18 protein-coding genes are annotated in these 17,411 nt (G+C 67.7%); 17 read left to right on the top strand and 1 reads right to left on the bottom strand.

The genetic code is table 11. From position 1 onward, the window contains the following. The first annotated feature begins 8 nt into the window (after nt 1-8). From A5699_RS23995 to A5699_RS23935, 13 genes are all read left to right on the top strand, one after another. Nucleotides 9-1,238 (top strand): CoA transferase, encoded by a 1,230-nt coding sequence (locus A5699_RS23995; RefSeq protein ID WP_067774926.1) that lies wholly within the window; start codon nt 9-11, stop codon nt 1,236-1,238. Then, a complete protein-coding gene (locus A5699_RS23990) occupies nt 1,235-2,026 on the top strand; it encodes an acyl-CoA thioesterase II (RefSeq protein WP_067774923.1) in 792 nt (263 codons plus the stop codon). The genes A5699_RS23995 and A5699_RS23990 overlap by 4 nt, the downstream gene beginning before the upstream one ends. Before the next feature lie 98 nt (nt 2,027-2,124). After that, nucleotides 2,125-2,493 (top strand): YraN family protein, encoded by a 369-nt coding sequence (locus A5699_RS23985; protein WP_067774920.1) that lies wholly within the window; start codon nt 2,125-2,127, stop codon nt 2,491-2,493. 1 nt (nt 2,494) lies between these two features. Then, nucleotides 2,495-4,006: a YifB family Mg chelatase-like AAA ATPase gene (locus tag A5699_RS23980; protein ID WP_067774917.1), complete on the top strand. Its 1,512-nt coding sequence runs from the start codon at nt 2,495-2,497 to the stop codon at nt 4,004-4,006. Further along, complete coding sequence (gene dprA, locus A5699_RS23975) at nt 4,003-5,178, top strand: DNA-processing protein DprA (RefSeq protein ID WP_067774914.1); 1,176 nt, start codon at nt 4,003-4,005, stop codon at nt 5,176-5,178. The genes A5699_RS23980 and dprA overlap by 4 nt, the downstream gene beginning before the upstream one ends. 130 nt (nt 5,179-5,308) lie before the next feature. Beyond that, entirely contained in the window at nt 5,309-6,148 is an 840-nt protein-coding gene (locus tag A5699_RS23970; RefSeq protein WP_067775108.1) for an SH3-like domain-containing protein, read from the top strand. Nucleotides 6,149-6,186: 38 nt separating this feature from the next. Further along, nucleotides 6,187-6,894: a thiocyanate hydrolase subunit gamma gene (gene scnC / locus A5699_RS23965; RefSeq protein ID WP_067774911.1), complete on the top strand. Its 708-nt coding sequence runs from the start codon at nt 6,187-6,189 to the stop codon at nt 6,892-6,894. Nucleotides 6,895-6,910: 16 nt separating this feature from the next. Further along, nucleotides 6,911-7,282 (top strand): thiocyanate hydrolase, encoded by a 372-nt coding sequence (locus A5699_RS23960; RefSeq protein WP_067774908.1) that lies wholly within the window; start codon nt 6,911-6,913, stop codon nt 7,280-7,282. A gap of 87 nt (nt 7,283-7,369) precedes the next feature. After that, nucleotides 7,370-8,236 carry a siderophore-interacting protein gene (locus tag A5699_RS23955; RefSeq protein ID WP_067774905.1) on the top strand — a complete coding sequence of 289 codons (867 nt, stop codon included), beginning with the start codon at nt 7,370-7,372 and terminating at the stop codon, nt 8,234-8,236. Between the two features lie 36 nt (nt 8,237-8,272). Beyond that, nucleotides 8,273-9,439 (top strand): alpha-hydroxy-acid oxidizing protein, encoded by a 1,167-nt coding sequence (locus A5699_RS23950; protein ID WP_067774902.1) that lies wholly within the window; start codon nt 8,273-8,275, stop codon nt 9,437-9,439. A 112-nt stretch (nt 9,440-9,551) separates the two neighbouring features. Further along, nucleotides 9,552-10,385 carry a DUF5995 family protein gene (locus tag A5699_RS23945; protein ID WP_067774898.1) on the top strand — a complete coding sequence of 278 codons (834 nt, stop codon included), beginning with the start codon at nt 9,552-9,554 and terminating at the stop codon, nt 10,383-10,385. A 91-nt stretch (nt 10,386-10,476) separates the two neighbouring features. Then, nucleotides 10,477-11,379 carry a tyrosine recombinase XerC gene (locus A5699_RS23940; protein WP_067774895.1) on the top strand — a complete coding sequence of 301 codons (903 nt, stop codon included), beginning with the start codon at nt 10,477-10,479 and terminating at the stop codon, nt 11,377-11,379. A gap of 12 nt (nt 11,380-11,391) precedes the next feature. Next, the gene (locus A5699_RS23935) at nt 11,392-12,303 is read left to right on the top strand and encodes an alpha/beta fold hydrolase (RefSeq protein ID WP_067774892.1); all 912 of its coding nucleotides are present in this window, start codon (nt 11,392-11,394) and stop codon (nt 12,301-12,303) included. Between the two features lie 17 nt (nt 12,304-12,320). Here the strand turns inward: A5699_RS23935 and A5699_RS23930 are convergent, their stop codons facing one another. Then, entirely contained in the window at nt 12,321-12,818 is a 498-nt protein-coding gene (locus A5699_RS23930; protein WP_067774889.1) for a M23 family metallopeptidase, read from the bottom strand. 300 nt (nt 12,819-13,118) lie between these two features. On the opposite strand from A5699_RS23930, the gene rpsB reads away from it, so the two are divergent. The 4 genes from rpsB (at nt 13,119) to A5699_RS23910 (ending at nt 17,339) form a co-directional block, all read left to right on the top strand. Next, entirely contained in the window at nt 13,119-13,943 is an 825-nt protein-coding gene (rpsB, locus tag A5699_RS23925; RefSeq protein ID WP_067775106.1) for a 30S ribosomal protein S2, read from the top strand. 17 nt (nt 13,944-13,960) lie between these two features. Beyond that, complete coding sequence (gene tsf / locus A5699_RS23920) at nt 13,961-14,788, top strand: translation elongation factor Ts (RefSeq protein WP_067774886.1); 828 nt, start codon at nt 13,961-13,963, stop codon at nt 14,786-14,788. A gap of 187 nt (nt 14,789-14,975) precedes the next feature. After that, a complete protein-coding gene (locus A5699_RS23915; RefSeq protein WP_067775103.1) occupies nt 14,976-15,830 on the top strand; it encodes an LLM class F420-dependent oxidoreductase in 855 nt (284 codons plus the stop codon). A gap of 24 nt (nt 15,831-15,854) precedes the next feature. Further along, on the top strand, nt 15,855-17,339 hold the full coding sequence (locus tag A5699_RS23910) for an amidase (RefSeq protein WP_067774884.1): 1,485 nt from the start codon (nt 15,855-15,857) through the stop codon (nt 17,337-17,339). Nucleotides 17,340-17,411 lie beyond the last annotated feature (72 nt).

The following is a 17,411-nucleotide window of genomic DNA, read 5'->3' as shown; positions in this document are numbered from 1 at the left end:
TTGACCGGATGGCAGAACCTGTGACGCCCGACCCCACCAGGCCGCTGGCGGGGGTCCGGATCATCGAGATCTCGAGTTTCGTCGCGGTGCCACTGGCCGGCATGACGCTGGCTCAGTTGGGCGCCGAGGTGGTGCGGGTCGATCCCGTCGGGGGCGCCGCCGACTATCACCGCTGGCCGCTCACCGACGAGGGTGAGAGCATCTACTGGGCCGGCCTGAACAAAGGGAAACGCTCGGTGGCCGCCGACCTGCGCTCAAGTGAGGGTCAGGGGTTGGTGCAGCGGCTGATCGCCGAGGCGGGTGTGCTTATCACGAATGTGGCTGGGCGACAGTGGCATTCCTACGACGTCCTGTCCGGGTTGCGGCCCGACCTGATCCACGTCGAGGTGTCCGGGCGCGCCGACGGCGGCACCGGGGTGGATTACACCGTCAACGCCGGGTTGGGTTTCCCACTCGTGACCGGGCCGGCGCAGCTGTCCACCCCGGTCAACCACGTACTGCCGGCCTGGGATGTCAGCTGCGGACTGTACGTGGCGCTCGCGGTGAGCGCCGCACTGCGTCACCGCGATTCCACCGGTGTGGGCGCACGGATCAGCATTCCGCTGGAAAACGTCGCGCTCGCCACCGCGGGAAATCTCGGATTTTTGACCGAGGTGATGGTCAACGGCACGGGTCGCGAACGTCTGGGCAACACGCTGTATGGCACCTACGGGCAGAACTTCACCAGCAGCGACGGCGTCGGGTTCATGCTCGTGGCGCTGACCGGCCGGCACTTCCGTGACCTCACCGAGGTCACCGGGACCACCAAAGCCGTTGCTGCCCTTGCCGAGGCCCTCGGTGCCGACTTCACCGACGAGGGGCAGCGCTACACCCACCGCGACGCGCTCACCGGTCTGTTCACGCTGTGGTTCAGCGAGCACACCGCCGAGGAGATCAGCGCCGCACTGTCGGGTACGTCGGTGTTGTGGGAGCGCTACCGCAGCTTCGCCGAGGTCGCCGTCGATGAGCGGGTGGTGTCCAACCCGCTGTTCACCCCGCTGGAGCAACCACGCATCGGCACCTACCTGGCGCCAGGATTGCCGGTGTCGATCGGTGGAATGTATCCGCCGGCCGTCGCGGCGCCCGCCCTCGGTGACGACACCGTCGCGGTGCTGACCGAACATCTCGGGCTGAGTACCGAAGACATCGCCGCGCTTACCGAAAGCGGCGCTGTCGCAACAGGTTCTGACGATTCGTGAGCGCTTTGCTCGAGCTGCTGGACCTGCAGGCCGCCGGTGAGGTGTTCATCGGCAAGGCCAGTGGGCCGGGCGGCAAGCGTGCCTACGGTGGCCTGTTGGCTGCGCAGAGTCTGGCGGCCGCCTGCCGCACCGTGGGCGACGATCGGTCACCGACCAACCTGCACCTACAGTTCCTGCGCGGCGGGGATGCCGGAGAGGCTGCCGAGTACCGGGTGCAGGAGGTGTACGACGGGCGCACCGCCTCGACCCGGCGCGTCGAGTCGTATGAGCACGGCCGGATGCTGACGACGGCCACGGCGTCCTTCGCGACCGCATTGGCGGGTCCGGAGCACGGCAGGGTGGCGGTGTCGCACGATCCCGACGCGCTGCCGCAGACCGGCCCACCCGGGCCCGCGCCCTCATTGCCCCTCGACGAATTCGACATCCGCGTCCTCGACGAGGGATCCGGCGAGGAATTCGTCCGGCGAATGTGGTGGCGCGTCACCACGGCGCTGCCCGATGATCCGTTGGTGCACACGCTGATCGCGGTCTACATCACCGACCTGTACGGGATCGATCCGGCGCTGGCCGTGCACGGGCACAGCATGCGGTCCCGCAGTCACCGCAGCGGCACCACAGATTCGTCGATCTGGTTTCACCAGCCGGTGCGGGCGGGGGAGTGGAATCTGTTGGAATCCCGCTCACCGGCGGCCGCGCGGGGCCGTGGAGTCATCACATCGAGTTTGGTTTCAGCCGACGGAGCCGTCACGGCCACGCTGGTGCAGGAGGGCCTGGTCGCCGAGCGGTGAAAGAGCGGCGGAGGCGCTGCCTGTGGATGAACTCTGCGCTGGGGATAACTCGCCCGGTCTGAGCCCGTTCTGTCGGACCATGTCGGCACGGTCTGGGCATGGATTCCTTGACACGAGCCGAGATCGGGGCACTGGGTGAGCAGTTGGCCGTCGAACATCTGACGGCACAGGGTTTGCGGCCGTTGGTGCGCAATTGGCGATGCCGTTATGGCGAGCTGGATGTGATCGCCGAGGAGGTCGCCACCAACACCGTGGTGTTCGTGGAGGTCAAAACCCGCACCGGTGACGGGTTCGGCGGGATCGCCGAGGCGGTCACCGCGCAGAAGGTGCGCCGGATCCGGCGGTTGGCGGCGCTGTGGTTGGTCGAGCAAAAGGTTCGGTACGCGGCGTTGCGTATCGACGTGATCGGGATCCGCATCGGGCGCCGCCGAGAACCCGAACTCACCCACCTCAAGGGGGTGGGCTGAAATGGGTTTGGGCAGAGCGTATTCGGTTGCGGTGCGCGGGGTCGACGGCGTGATCGTGGAGATCGAGGCCGACATCGCCTCGGGGTTACCCGGTGTGCACCTGGTGGGCTTGCCCGACACGGCGTTGCAGGAATCACGAGACCGCGTTCGGGCGGCGATCACCAACTGTGGCAACGAATGGCCCATGTCGCGGTTGACGCTGGCGTTGTCACCGGCGACGTTGCGCAAAGTCGGGTCGGTCTACGATTTGGCCTTGGCGGCGGCCGTGCTTTCGGCGCACACCAAGACGGTCTGGGCGCGTCTGGAGAAGGCGGTGCTGTTGGGGGAACTCGCCCTCGACGGCCGGGTCCGCCCGATCCACGGTGTGCTGCCCGCGGTGCTGGCCGCCAAGCGGGAGGGCTGGCCGACGGTGGTGGTGCCCGTCGACAACCTGGCCGAGGCCAGCCTGGTCGACGGAATCGAGGTGTGCGGGGTGCGTTCCCTGCGCCAATTGCAGGCCTGGTTGGCCGGTAAAGGTCATCTCGCCGGCCGCGTCGTGGCGTCGGGGCGCGCACCGGAGCCGGTGGCGGATCTGGCCGATGTGGTCGGCCAGGCCCAGGCGCGCTATGCCGTCGAGGTAGCCGCGGCGGGCGCCCATCATCTGATGCTGACCGGGCCACCGGGCATCGGGAAGACCATGTTGGCACAGCGGCTCCCGGGCTTGTTGCCACCGTTGTCCTTTCAGGAATCGCTGGAGGTGACGGCGATCCACTCGGTGGCCGGATTGTTGGCCGGCGATACGCCGTTGATCACCCGACCGCCTTTCGTGGCGCCGCATCACACCGCGAGTGTGGCGGCGTTGGTGGGTGGCGGCAGTGGGTTCGCGCGTCCCGGCGCAGTCAGCCAGGCACACCGGGGCGTGCTCTTTCTCGACGAATTCGCCGAGATGGGTTCGAGCACACTGGAGGCGTTGCGAACCCCGTTGGAAGACGGTGAGATCCGATTGGCTCGTCGCGGCGGGGTGGCGTGTTATCCGGCACGGTTTCAGTTGATCCTTGCGGCCAACCCCTGTCCGTGTGCTCCACCCAAACCGGTCGACTGCACGTGTTCGGCCCAGGCGCGGTTGCGTTATCGAGGCAAGTTGTCGGGTCCGCTGGTGGATCGCGTCGACCTGCGGGTGCAGTTGAATCCGGTGAGCGCCGGGGCGTTCACACCCCAGGCCGAGGAATCGAGCGCCGAGGTGCGTGAGCGGGTCGCGATGGCCCGTCTCGCCGCCCAGGACCGTTGGAGAACATACGGATTCAGCACCAACGCCGAAGTCAGCGGTCCATTGCTGCGGCGAAAATTCCGGTTGCCCAAAGCCGTGATGGCACCGTTGCGGTCCGCGGTCGAGCGCGGCGTCATCAGTATCCGCGGCGCGGACCGGTGTTTGCGGGTGGCCTGGACCCTGGGCGATCTGGCCGGGCGGACCATGCCCGCGCGTGAGGACGTGGCAACGGCCTTGAGCTTCCGTGAGGCCGGAGGTGTGGCATGACCGACGAGGTGCGGCGCGCGTGGGCCTACCTGTCCCGGGTCGCCGAGCCGCCGTGCCCGGAATTGACGGCCTTGGTCAAGCAGGTGGGTCCGGTTGAGGCGGCCGAGCGGGTCAAATCCGGCGCCATCGAAACCAGCTTGCTGAGCCGGGTTGAGGCGCGTCGTGAATCGGATCGAGCAGAACGAGATCTGGACACGCTCGACCGGATGGGCGGTCGGCTGATCACGCCTGACGACGACGAGTGGCCGTTGCTGCAGTTCCGCGCCTTCGCGGGGCGGACAGGAAACAAGCGTCCCAACGGCCATCCGCCACTGGTGCTGTGGGCCAGCGGGCCCGCGCGGCTCGACGAGGTGACACAGCGTGCGGCGGCGATCGTCGGCACGCGAGCGGCCACGGCCTACGGCGAGCACGTCGCGGCCGACCTTGCTGCCGGCCTGGCCGAACGCGAGGTGACCGTGGTGTCCGGCGGCGCCTATGGCATCGACGGGGCCGCGCACCGCGCTGCGCTGGCGTGTGAGGGCGTGACTGTCGCGATCGTGGCCGGCGGGATCGACAACCCGTACCCGTCCGGTCACAGCGCGCTGTTCCACCGGATCCGCCAAGAATGCCTTCTGATCAGCGAATATCCGCCGGGTGTCCCGCCAGGGCGGCTGCGGTTTCTCACCCGCAACCGGTTGGTGGCCGTCCTTTCCGGTGCGACCGTGGTGGTGGAAGCCGGGCTGCGCAGTGGCGCGGCGAACACTGCGTCGTGGGCCAAGCTGCTGGGCCGATCGGTGTGTGCGGTGCCCGGACCGGTGACCTCGGCCGCCTCGGCGGGGTGTCACGTCTTGCTCCAGCAGAAGGACACGCATCTCGTCGGGCGTGCCGAAGAGATCGTCGAACTCGTCGGGCACATCGGGGAACTGGCGTGCGAACCCGAACATCCGACCGGACCGCTCGACGGGCTCGCGCCGGACGAGAAACGCGTGTACGACGCGCTGCCGGCGCGCGGTGCGCACACCGTGGACGAGATTGCGGTGCTTGCCGCGCTTCCGCCCCATCAAGTGCTGGGGCCGTTGACGATGTTGGAGCTCAACGGTCTGGTCGAAAGCTCCGACGGATGCTGGCGGATCGTGCGTCGACGTCGACGTCGGCCTCGCGCATCGGCGGGCGAGACGTGCTCGTCGGCGTAAGCCCGCGGGGCGAAATCGCGCCGATCGGCTGTGGGCAGAGCGACCCGGTGTTAGCTTCGAATGATCAGGTGAACTCACAACCCCGGCATGCCGACATCCCACCGGGCGACGCCGGGGATGGGGGGTGGATATGAGTACCGCAGCTGACCGCGCCGCCCAACTGAACTTGGTCGGACGCCTGAAATCGGCGTATCCCGAGCTGCCCGACGCGCCGACGCCGGACCTACTCGATCACGATCGGCTCATCGCCTACCTCAAGCCGGTGCATGACGTCGGGGGCGAGCCGGATGCTCCGATGAAGTACGAGAACAAGGAATACGAGTACTGGGAGCACATGACCTACGTCATGTGTGAAGTCCTCGGCTGGCGCGGCATCTGGCTGTCCGAGGAACGACGCCGAATGTGCAACGTCGACGTCGGACGCGCCGTTTATCAGGGCTTTCCGTACTACGGCCGGTGGCTCGTGTCGGTGGCGCGGGTCCTCATCGAAAAGCACCACATCGGTTTGACCGAACTGTCCGAGCGCATGGCAGAAGTCCAGGAACGTTACGCCGGCGGGCTGTCCGGCGCGCTCCCGGAGGCCCGGCCCAAAAGCGTTGGGGATGGCTCGAAGATCGAGCGCAACAGCCACATCACCCACGCCAAGGGCAAAGGTGATCCGCAGGTCTATGCGGGCCGTGCGGGACCACCCAGGTTTCAGGTCGGCGACGCGGTGCTCGTCCGCGAACTCCCCGTGATTTTCTACACGCGCACACCCGAATACGTTCGCGGCGCCCGCGGCGAAATCGCCGCGGTGGCCTACGAGAGTCCGGCCGCCGAGGACGAAACCTGGGACCGCACCGACGCCCAACCCGAATGGTTCTACGTGGTGAGCTTTTCGATGGCTGACTTGTGGGACGGCTACACCGGAACGGCCACGGACACGTTGAGAACCGAGATCCCCGAGCACTGGTTGCAGGCAGCCGGCTGACGGCTTCGGGCGATCAGCCTCCGCACGAAGGACACACCATGGCAGAACACGATCACGACCACGATCACGAGCGCACCGTCAAGCCCATGGTCGACGAGATCACCGACTTCGAGGTCCTCGAGATCGCACTGCGCGAATTATGTATCGAGAAAGGGATTTTCACCGCCGAAGAGCACCGTCTGTTCACCGAGTTCTCCGAACAGATCGGACCGACTCCGGCCGCGCGGCTGGTGGCCCGTGCCTGGCTGGATCCGGAGTTCAAACAACTCGCCGTCGACGAGCCGATGACGGCGAGTAAAGAAGTCGGCGTCGACTGGCTGGAGCCCACCGGCTTCGGCACCCCCAGCGACTTCACCGCGTTTCAGATTCTCGAAGACACCCCGACGGTGCACCATGTGATCGTCTGCGCGTTGTGCTCGTGCTACCCGCGCCCGATCCTCGGCAACTCACCCGAGTGGTATCGCACCCCCAACTATCGCCGCCGGATGGTGCGATGGCCGCGGCAGGTCCTGGCCGAGTTCGGGCTTTACCTGCCCGACACCGTCGAAGTGCACGTACAGGATTCGAATCAGAAGCACCGCTTCATGGTGATGCCCATGCGCCCCGAAGGAACCGACGGCTGGACCGAGGACCAGCTCACCGAGATCATCACCCGCGACTGCCTCATCGGTGTGGCACTGCCGAAAGCCGGTGTGACAACCAACGTCATCACCCGCACCCGGGCCGCCGTCCACCCCGCGAAATGAACATCGGAGCGGGTTGATGAACCGATGGGATGAGCCGGCACCTGTCGATGACGACCCGATCCCGACGCTGGCGAAGATCGTGGCGCGCAACCAGGTGTGGCCACTGATGGCCGCGAAATACGGCGTCGAGAATCTGGTTCCCCCGTGGAAGACCAGCCTTGACGGCCTCTGCGACGCACTCGACCACGCCGCGGACGAGACGGGTGTCCCGAACTTCGCACAGCGCCGCGACGAGGAAGACCAGCTTTCGTCGACGCTGTATGCCGACCTGCCTTACCCCGAGAACCAACTGGTGGCCCTGGCGCACTCGCTGCTGGCTCGCGGGGTGATCACGGAATCGGAGTTGGGAGAACGTCTGGCTGCGGTCCGGGCGAGGCTCGAAGCCTGAGCTGACGTAGTCCCCGGGTCGCGCTGTGGTCTCCGTATAGTCGAGAGGTCGGCTGATGAACGACCGGCAGACGATCTTGGAGGCGGTATGGCAGGACGACCCCTACACACGTTTCAGGTGGTGCACCGCGAGCAGTTGACCGATCACATGGTCAGGTTGGTGCTTGGCGGGGCGGGCAGCGGGACAGGTTTCGACACGTTCTCGCCCAGCGAATTCACCGATTCCTACGTCAAGATCGCCATCGTCCCAGACGGCGTCGACGTCGCGGCCCTGCCACAACCCTTGACGCTGGACAGCTTTCAGGAGCTGCCGGCCGAACAGCGTCCGACCGTGCGTACCTACACGGTGCGCAAGGTCGACAGCGAGCGGGGTGAGATCACCATCGACTTCGTCGTGCACGGCGAGCAAGGGGTGGCGGCGCCGTGGGCTGCGGCCGCCGAACCGGGCCAGCCGGCTTACCTGATGGGTCCCGGCGGTGCCTATGCTCCCGACCCGGAGGCCGACTGGCACCTTTTCGCCGGTGACGAGGCCGCGTTGCCGGCGATCGGCGCTGCTTTGGAGGCGTTGCCCGCCAACGCGATTGGTCACGCGTTCATCGAGGTCGCCGGACCCGACGATGAGGTCGAGCTGACGGCTCCCGACGGTGTCAAGGTGAACTGGATCTATCGAGGTGGTCGGGCCGACCTCGTCGGCGACGAACGCGCCGGGGACAACGCACCGCTGATCGCCGCGGTCAAGGGCGCGGCGTGGCTGCCGGGCCAGGTGCAGGTCTTCATCCACGGTGAGGCCCAGGCCGTCATGCACAATCTGCGTCCCTACATTCGCAAGGAGCGCGGCGTCCCGGCGAAATGGGCGGCGTCGATCTCCGGGTACTGGCGGCGTGGACGCACCGAGGAGACCTTCCGTCAATGGAAGGCTGAGCTGGCAAAAGCCGAGGCCGACACCGCGAGCTGAGACCGGACGCGCAGCCGGGATGGCAAGGTAGCCATCATGGCGTACGGCGATTTTCAACTTGAGATCTACCTGCAGGGGCTGTCCGGCGTAATGCCGACCATGCCGATGGACTATGCGGCGCTGGAGGCCAAGGCGCAGGCGGCCATGCCGGCGTCGGTGTGGTCATATGTCGCCGGCGGGGCCGGTGACGAGCGGACCCAGCGGGTCAATCGGACCGCCTTCGACCGGTGGGGGCTGATACCTCGGATGCTCAACGCTCACCGGGACCGCGACCTGTCGGTGGAGATGTTCGGGCTCACGTTGCCCTCGCCGTTGTTCATGGCGCCGATCGGAGTGTTGGGTATCTGCGGGCAGGATGGCCACGGTGATCTGGCCGGCGCGCGCGCTGCCGCACGCACCGGGGTGCCGATGGTGTTGTCCACGCTCACCGAAGACCCGCTGGAAGACGTCGCAACCGAATTCGGTGACACCCCAGGCTTTTTCCAGCTGTACACCCCGACCGACAGAGAGCTGGCCGCGAGTCTCGTCCAGCGCGCCGAGGCGGCCGGGTTCAAGGGCATCGTCGTCACCCTGGACACCTGGGTTCCCGGCTGGCGCCCACGGGACCTGTCCACCTCGAACTTCCCGCAGCTACGCGGTAAGTGCCTGGCCAACTACACCAGCGACCCGGTGTTCCGGGCCGGGCTGCCGCAGCCACCCGAAGAGAATCCGCAGGCCACCGTGCTGCGCTGGGTGAGCCTGTTCGGTAATCCGTTGACGTGGGACGACCTGCCGTGGCTGCGGTCGTTGACGAAACTGCCGCTCATCCTCAAGGGCATCTGCCATCCCGACGACGTGCGACGGGCCAAAGACGGCGGCGTCGACGGTATCTACTGCTCGAATCATGGTGGGCGCCAGGCCAACGGCGGGCTACCCGCGATCGACTGTCTGCCGGGCGTGGTCGAGGCGGCCGACGGGTTGCCGGTGTTGTTCGACTCGGGAATCCGCCACGGGGCCGACATCGTCAAGGCGCTGGCGCTGGGGGCGACCGCGGTGGGGGTGGGGCGCCCGTATGCCTATGGGCTGGCGCTCGGTGGCGTCGACGGCATCGTGCACGTGCTCCGCACGTTGCTGGCCGAGGCTGATCTGATCATGGGCGTCGACGGGTATCCGACCCTGGCCGATCTCACGCCCGAGGCGCTGCGGCGCGTCGACCACGGCTGAAATGGGGTAATCGGCTACTCGTGTCCGGGCCGCCCGCCGGGGGTGAGGATGAATTGCGCGGCGATGGTTGCACCGTCGCCCACCGACTCACCGTCTTCGGGGAGGATGACCGATGCCGCAACGGACGCAACTGCCGCCGCTGACACCCGCGGCCACCCTCGACGACGTCGTCGACACGATCGATGCGGTGATCGGCTGGTCGATCGAAAACATCAGCCGGCTGGGCTATTTCGCCGCCCTGTACAAACGCATCACGATCGCCGTACGCACGGCCGTGGCCGACGGGGTGTTCGACGACGGCGAGCGTCTGCAGCGGCTCGATGTGGCGTTCGCCAACCGGTACTTCGACGCGCTCAACGGACATTTCCATCCCGGACGGTTCGCCAAACCCACCCGGGCCTGGCGAGTGACGTTCGACGCGGCGGTCGATCCCGCACCCATCGTGCTGCAGCACATGCTGGCCGGCATCAACGCCCATATCGGCCTCGACCTGGGCATCGTGGCATCGGCGGCGACGCGACCCGACCGGCTGTGGGAGTCGAAGGCCGATTTCGACCGGATCAACGCCGTACTCGCCAGCCAGGTCAACGGGATCGTGACCGACATCAACGACCTGTCACCGGCTTTGGCCGATGTCTACGCAGTGCTCATGGACAACCAGATCGTCCTGATCAACGAGGCGGTACGGGCATTCCGCGACGACGCCTGGCGGTTTTCGACCCTGCTGGCCGTCCAACCTGCCCTCACCCGGCCCCTCACCATCCGATTGCGCGATCACCGGATCGCCAAGCAGGGCGGCCTCATCTTCGAGCCCCCAGGGATGGTGGGCCTCATCCAATGGGCGGTGAACGCGGTCGCCGCGCAGGAGAGCCGTGACGTGGTCAAGAACATCCGCGTGCTCGACGAGATCGCCTCGACGCCGGCGCCGATCGCCACGGCATTGTGACTCGAAGACAAAGGTGAGCCGGGACGTCACACTGCGGAAGCGGCGCGGCGCGTCGGGTGGACACCGCCACGGGATCTGACACGGTGAGGGAATGGAGTCCGTGCTCGAGCAGTTCGACGCATATCTGGGGCTGGAGCGCGGCCATTCCGACCACACCCGTCGCGCGTATCGGGGTGACCTGACGGCCCTGTTCGATTTCGTCGAGCACCGCACCGGGGAACGGGCGATCTCGCGGCTGAGCCTGCCGCTGCTGCGGTCCTGGTTGGCCGCGCAGGCGGGAGCCGGAACGGCGCGCGCCACACTCGCCAGGCGTACCTCGTCGGTGAAGACCTTCACGGCGTGGGCGGTGCGGCGCGGCCTGCTCGACACCGATCCGGCGGTGCGACTGCAGGTCCCCAAGGCGCGCCGCGCGCTGCCCGCGGTTCTGCGGCGAGATCAAGCGCTCGACGCCCTGCACGCATTGGATTCCGGTGCACAGCAAGGGGATCCGCTGGCTTTGCGCGACCGGTTGATCGTCGAGATGCTCTACGCCACCGGTATCCGGGTCAGCGAGTTGTGCGGCCTGGACATCGACGACGTCGATACCTCGCGGCGTGTGCTGCGCGTGCTGGGCAAGGGCAACAAGCAACGCACGGTGCCGTTCGGTGAACCCGCGCACGCCGCGTTGACGGCGTGGCTGTCGGAGGGGCGCCCGCACGTGGCCGGCCCGCGATCGGGGCCGGCGCTGCTGCTCGGTGCGCGCGGTGGCCGGCTCGACCCACGGCAGGCGCGCACCGTGGTGCACCAGACGATGTCCGCGGTCGACGGCGCGCCGGACATCGGGCCGCACGGACTGCGCCACAGTGCGGCCACGCATCTACTCGAAGGGGGTGCGGATCTGCGTGTCGTGCAGGAGTTGTTGGGCCACACCTCGCTGGCCACCACGCAGCTCTACACCCACGTCACCGTCGAACGGCTGCGGGCCGTGCACGATCAAGCCCATCCGCGAGCCTGAGTAAGGGGGACTGTGCACGAGCCGGCTGTCGAGCCAACCCGGGCAACCGTCGAATTGCCGTGTGCGCCGGTGTCCTACCTCACCTGGTCCACCGACCCCCAGAATCCCGCGGTGGTGCTGCTGCACGGCGGTGGAGTGGACAGCGCGTCGCTGTCGTGGGGCGGTATCGGTCCACGGTTGGCCCGAGCGGGTTACCGCGTCATCGCGCCGGACCATCCCGGCTACGGTCACAGCCCGGCGCCGCGGCTACCGGTGACGCAGGAACGGCTGGTCGCCTACGTGGGGGAGTTCGTCGATGGACTCGGCCTTCAGCGCTATGCGATCGGCGGGTTGTCACTCGGTGGCGGTATGACCGTCGGCCACGTGCTGGAGCGGCCGGAGGGGGTGACCGGCGCGATGCTGTTGAGCAGTTACGGCCTCATGTCCCGGCTGTCGGGCGGGCCGCTGTCGGGTGTGCGGCAATTGGTCACCTGGGCGACCTTGCGTGCCGGCCTGCTGGGCTGGGCCACCCGTTGGGTGGGCGGGAATCGAAAGGCGATGGTGCGCAGTATGGCCTCGTTGATCACCGATCCCGCCCACCTCACCGATGACCTGATCGACGAGATCATGGCCGCGGCGGGTCGGCCGGACGGCTTTCGGGCGTTCGAGCAATGGCAACGCGACCAGGTCGGCTGGAACCGGCTGCGCACCGACTACACCCCGCGGTTGGCGTCATTTCCGTGCCCGGCGCTCATCGTCCACGGCGAACGTGACCCGGGTGTGCCGGTGGCGTGTGCCCGTACCGCGGCGATGCTGATTCCCGATGCCGAGCTCAAAGTGGTTGCCCGCGCCGGACATTGGGTTCAGCGTGACCAACCGGACATCGTGCTCGACGCGATGGCGAGATTTCTGCACGGCCTGACGGGCCCTGGCGCAACAGGCTGATGCTGTGCGGTGCCGGGTCAACCGCCCAGCGGCTTGAGGCGGATCGGGGTCTCGGCCAGCAGCCCGAGTGGATTGACGTAGTCGGCTCGTGCGGCCGTACCCCACATGGCGCCCCAGTGCAGGCAGGCTGCCGCAGGGCAGCCCGGGTGACCGGTCAGCACGGTGCCGACGAGCTGTCCGGCGGTCACGGTCTGCCCGGGCCGCACCGTGGCCTGCACCGGTTCGTAGCTGGTGCGCAGGCCACCCGGATGGGCAAGAGAGATCACCGGACGTCCGGCCAGTACGCCGGCGAACACCACCGTGCCGGGGCCCGCGGCGTAGACCGGCTGGTCGGGGACGGCCGCCAGATCGACGCCGCGATGGCCACGCGTCCAGTTTGGGGAAGGTGCATCGAATTGCCTGGTCACGACGGGTCGGGGTGACACCGGCCAGCGCAGTCGCACGCCGTCGGCGTGGGCGATGCCCGGCCACGCCCAGGCCAGGAGCAGCACCAGAACTGCCGCGGCGGATCTCACCTCTTCAGTTCAGCGTCTTGTCCCGGCCGCGCGGAAGCCCCGAAACTGGACCTGTGGATGAATCCGTCCGCGTTTGCCGCGTGGTGAAAGCACTCCTGCGCAGCGTGTAAGCTTCTACCCGCAGCTCGCTGAGCGGGCTGACTTCGCGTGTCTGCGCCACAACCTCGTCATCGGGGTCGTACCCGGATGCCGGCGGTCCTGACCTGGGGTTTTCCAGGGCGGGTCCGGCAACCAGCAGGCACCAGGGTCCGGTGTCACCGATACCGGACGACAACCGACAACGACAAGGACATGGCCGACATGGCTGTTGTAACCATGAAGCAGCTGCTGGACAGCGGCGCTCACTTCGGGCATCAGACCCGCCGCTGGAACCCCAAGATGAAGCGATTCATCTTCACCGACCGCAACGGCATCTACATCATCGACCTGCAGCAGACGCTGACCTACATCGACAAGGCATACGAGTTCGTCAAGGAAACCGTCGCCCACGGTGGCAGCGTGCTGTTCGTCGGCACCAAGAAGCAGGCCCAGGAATCCATCGCCGAAGAGGCCACCCGCGTCGGCATGCCCTACGTGAACCAGCGCTGGCTGGGCGGCATGCTCACCAACTTCTCCACCGTGCACAAGCGTCTGCAGCGCCTCAAGGAGCTCGAGGCCATGGAGCAGACCGGTGGCTTCGAAGGTCGCACCAAGAAGGAAATCCTCATGCTCACGCGTGAGAAGAACAAGCTTGAGCGCAGCCTCGGTGGTATCCGCGACATGCAGAAGGTGCCCTCGGCCATCTGGGTCGTCGACACCAACAAGGAGCACATCGCCGTCGGCGAGGCGCGCAAGCTGGGCATCCCGGTCATCGCGATCCTCGACACCAACTGCGATCCCGACGTCGTGGATTACCCGATCCCGGGCAACGATGACGCGATCCGTTCGGCTGCCCTGCTTACCAAGGTCGTGGCTTCCGCCGTGGCCGAGGGCCTGCAGGCTCGCGCCGGCGCCGGTCAGAAGCAGGACGCCGAAGGCGCAGAGCCGCTCGCCGAGTGGGAGCAGGAACTGCTGGCCGGTGCGACCGCAGGTGCCGCCGAGGGCGAGGCCGCTGCGGCACCCGAAACATCCACTGACGCTTCGTAATTCAGGAGAAGTCTTAAATGGCTAACTACACCGCTGCCGACGTCAAGCGCCTTCGGGAGCTGACCGGCTCCGGCATGATGGACTGCAAGAATGCGCTGGCCGAGTCGGACGGCGATTTCGACAAGGCCGTCGAGTTGCTCCGTATCAAGGGCGCCAAGGACGTCGGCAAGCGCGCTGAGCGCGCCACTGCCGAGGGTCTGGTCGCGGCCAAGGACGGCGCGCTGATCGAGCTGAACTCCGAGACGGACTTCGTCGCCAAGAACGCCGAATTCCAGGAGCTCGCCAACCAGGTCGTGGCGGCCGCCGCTGCCGCGAAGGCCGCCGACGTGGAGGCCCTCAAGGGCGCCAAGATCGGTGACACCACCGTCGAGCAGGCCGTCGCCGACCTGTCGGCCAAGATCGGCGAGAAGCTCGAACTGCGTCGGGTCGCCTACTTCGACGGCACGGTCGAGACCTACCTGCACAAGCGGGCCGCGGACCTGCCGCCGGCCGTCGGCGTGCTGGTCGAGTACACCGCCGGCGATGCCGACAAGGGCAAGGAGGCCGCCCACGCGGTCGCCCTGCAGATCGCCGCGCTCAAGGCCAAGTACCTCACCCGTGAGGACGTCCCGGCCGACATCGTCGCCAACGAGCGGCGCATCGCCGAGGAGACCGCGAAGGAAGAGGGCAAGCCCGAGCAGGCGCTGCCCAAGATCATCGAAGGTCGTGTCACGGGCTTCTACAAGGACGTCGTGCTGCTTGACCAGCCGTCGGTGTCCGACAACAAGAAGACCGTCAAGGCCCTGCTCGACGAGGCCGGCGTCACCGTGACCCGCTTCGTGCGGTTCGAGGTCGGCCAGGCCTAGCCGAAGAAGACTCGAGCGGTCTACCAGAACCGCTCGTCGCAAAACCCCGCGCTCATTCCGGCGATCCCGGAAAGTGCGGGGTTTTGTTCATTCGTGACCCGGTTGGTGCCGGGTAGTTGCTTGCCGGCCGGTATCGGCCTTTGCCGGTGTGGGAGTGTGGCAGGTACCAATGGTGGAGGAGGTGAGCATGCGCGTAGGAGTGGTATTTCCGCAGACCGAACTCGGCGGAGATCCCGGCGCAGTGCGCGCCTACGGCCAACGCGTGGAAGAACTGGGCTTCACCCACATCCTGGCGTACGACCACGTGGTCGGGGCCGACCCGGCCGTGCACCGGGACTGGGCCGGGCCGTATGACCTGTACACCACGTTCCACGAGCCCATGGTGATGTTCGGCTATCTGGCGGCGGTCACATCGCTGGAATTGGTGACCGGGGTGATCATCCTGCCGCAACGGCAAGCCGTGCTGGTGGCCAAGCAGGCCGCCGAGGTCGACCTGCTCACCGGTGGCCGCTTCCGGTTGGGCATCGGGCTGGGCTGGAACGCCGTCGAGTATGAGGCGCTGGGCGAGGACTTCGGCAATCGCGGCAAACGATCCGAAGAGCAGGTGGAGCTGATGCGTCGCCTCTGGACCGAATCGTCGGTCACCTTCGAGGGCCGCCACCACACGGTGACCGGCGCCGGCCTGGCGCCGCTGCCGGTGCAGCGCCCGATCCCGGTGTGGTTCGGGGCGGCGTCCCCCCGGGCGTTGGAGCGGGCCGGGCGGCTGGCCGACGGCTGGTTTCCGATGGTCGGTCCGGGGCTCGAACTCGACGACGCGCGCGCCCGGGTCGAACGCGCGGCGATCTCGGTCGGGCGCGATCCGGCCACCATCGGGATGGAGGGGCGCGTGACGTGGTCCGGTGACCCCGAGCAGGCCGCCGCCGGCATCGCCGCGTGGGCCGAGGCCGGGGCCAGTCACGTCACGGTGAACACCATGGGGGCCGGCCTTCGCACGGTCGACGAGCACCTGGCGGCGCTGCAGAGTGTGGCCCGGACGCAGTGACGCGCAGCTTGCTAGCGTCGCAGCATGAGTAGCGGTCCGCGTCCGACGCGAAATGCCTCCACCCGTTGCAGTGCCTTCGGCGACGACGCGCTCGGCGAGCACGATGCTGTGGGCCTGGTCGAAGAACTGCGGGCCGGTCGGGTATCGGCCGCCGATCTGATCGAGGCCGCCATCGCGCGCGTAGAGGCCGTCAATCCCACACTCAACGGGCTGGCGTTCGAGGCGTTCGATCGGGCACATGCCCGCGGTGCCGCCCCCAGCCCGTACGGCGGATTCTTCGACGGTGTCCCGACTTTCGTCAAGGACAACGTCGCGGTGCAGGGCATGCCCACCATGCGCGGTACCGACGCGTGGCAACCGCAGCCGGAGGCGGCCAACGGCGACTTCGCCCGTGCCTACCTGGCTACCGGGCTGGTGCCGCTGGGTAAGACACGGCTCTCGGAGTTCGGGTTCAGCGCGGCGTGCGAACATCCACGGCTGGGCCCGGTGCGCAATCCCTGGAATCCGCGCTACACCGCGGGTGCGTCCTCCTCGGGCTCGGCGGCCTTCGTCGCGTCTGGGGCGGTTCCCATCGCGCATGCCAACGACGGCGGCGGGTCGATCCGCATCCCCGCCGCGTGCAACGGGCTGGTCGGTCTCAAACCCACCCGCGGCCGGCTGCCACAGGATCAGCACCTGCGGTTGATGCCGTTGCGGATCGTCGCCGACGGGGTGCTCACCCGGTCGGTCCGCGACACCGCGGCGCTGTTCCGGGAGATGGAGCGCGTCTACCGCAACCCCAAACTGCCGCCGATCGGTGACGTCAGCCGGCCCGGCAAGCAACGCCTGCGCATCGCGGTGTGCACGCAGTCGATCGTCCACGACGCCGGTCCGGAGATGACGGAGCTCACCCACAAGACCGCGACGCTGCTCGAGGAACTCGGCCACCGGATCTCGGTGATCGGCAATCCCGTACCGGCGCGCTTCAAGGACGACTTCCTGCTGTACTGGGCGTTTCTCGCGTATGCGACGGTGCGCGGCGGCAAGCGGGCGATGGGGCCGACGTTCGATCGCGACAAGCTCGACAACCTCAGCCTCGGCCTGGACCGGCTCGCCTCCCGCAACCTGCATCGGGTACCGGCGGCGATCGCGCGGCTGGCCCGGTCGCGGCGCGTCACCGAGCGGTTGTCCGCCAGCTACGACGTGGTGCTGATGCCGACCCTGGCCGAACCCACCGTCGAGGTCGGCTGGCTGGATCCGACCGCCGACTACGAGCAGATCATCGAGCGGCTGCTGGGTTGGGTGGCATTCACACCGCTGCAGAACGCCACCGGGGACCCGGCCATCTCGCTGCCGCTGGCGCAGACGGCCGACGGCCTCCCGGTGGGCATGATGCTCTCGGCGACCCGCGGCCGCGAAGCCCTGCTGCTGGAGCTGGCCTACGAGCTCGAGGAGGCCAAGCCGTGGCCGCGCATTCAGGACCCGGCGCCGTCGGCCCCGCGTAAGCGGGCGCGAAAGGCCGTGAAGTAGACAGACCGGGCCGGGGGTCGCGACGGTGTCGACGTCCTCCTATGATGACCGGCGAGTATCGCCGAACAGGGG

The sequence above is a fragment of the Mycobacterium sp. E802 genome (genome assembly GCF_001666875.1).
Lineage (GTDB): Bacteria > Actinomycetota > Actinomycetes > Mycobacteriales > Mycobacteriaceae > Mycobacterium.
Note: the sequence above shows the minus strand (reverse complement) of the source record. Positions and strands in the feature narration are given on the sequence as shown.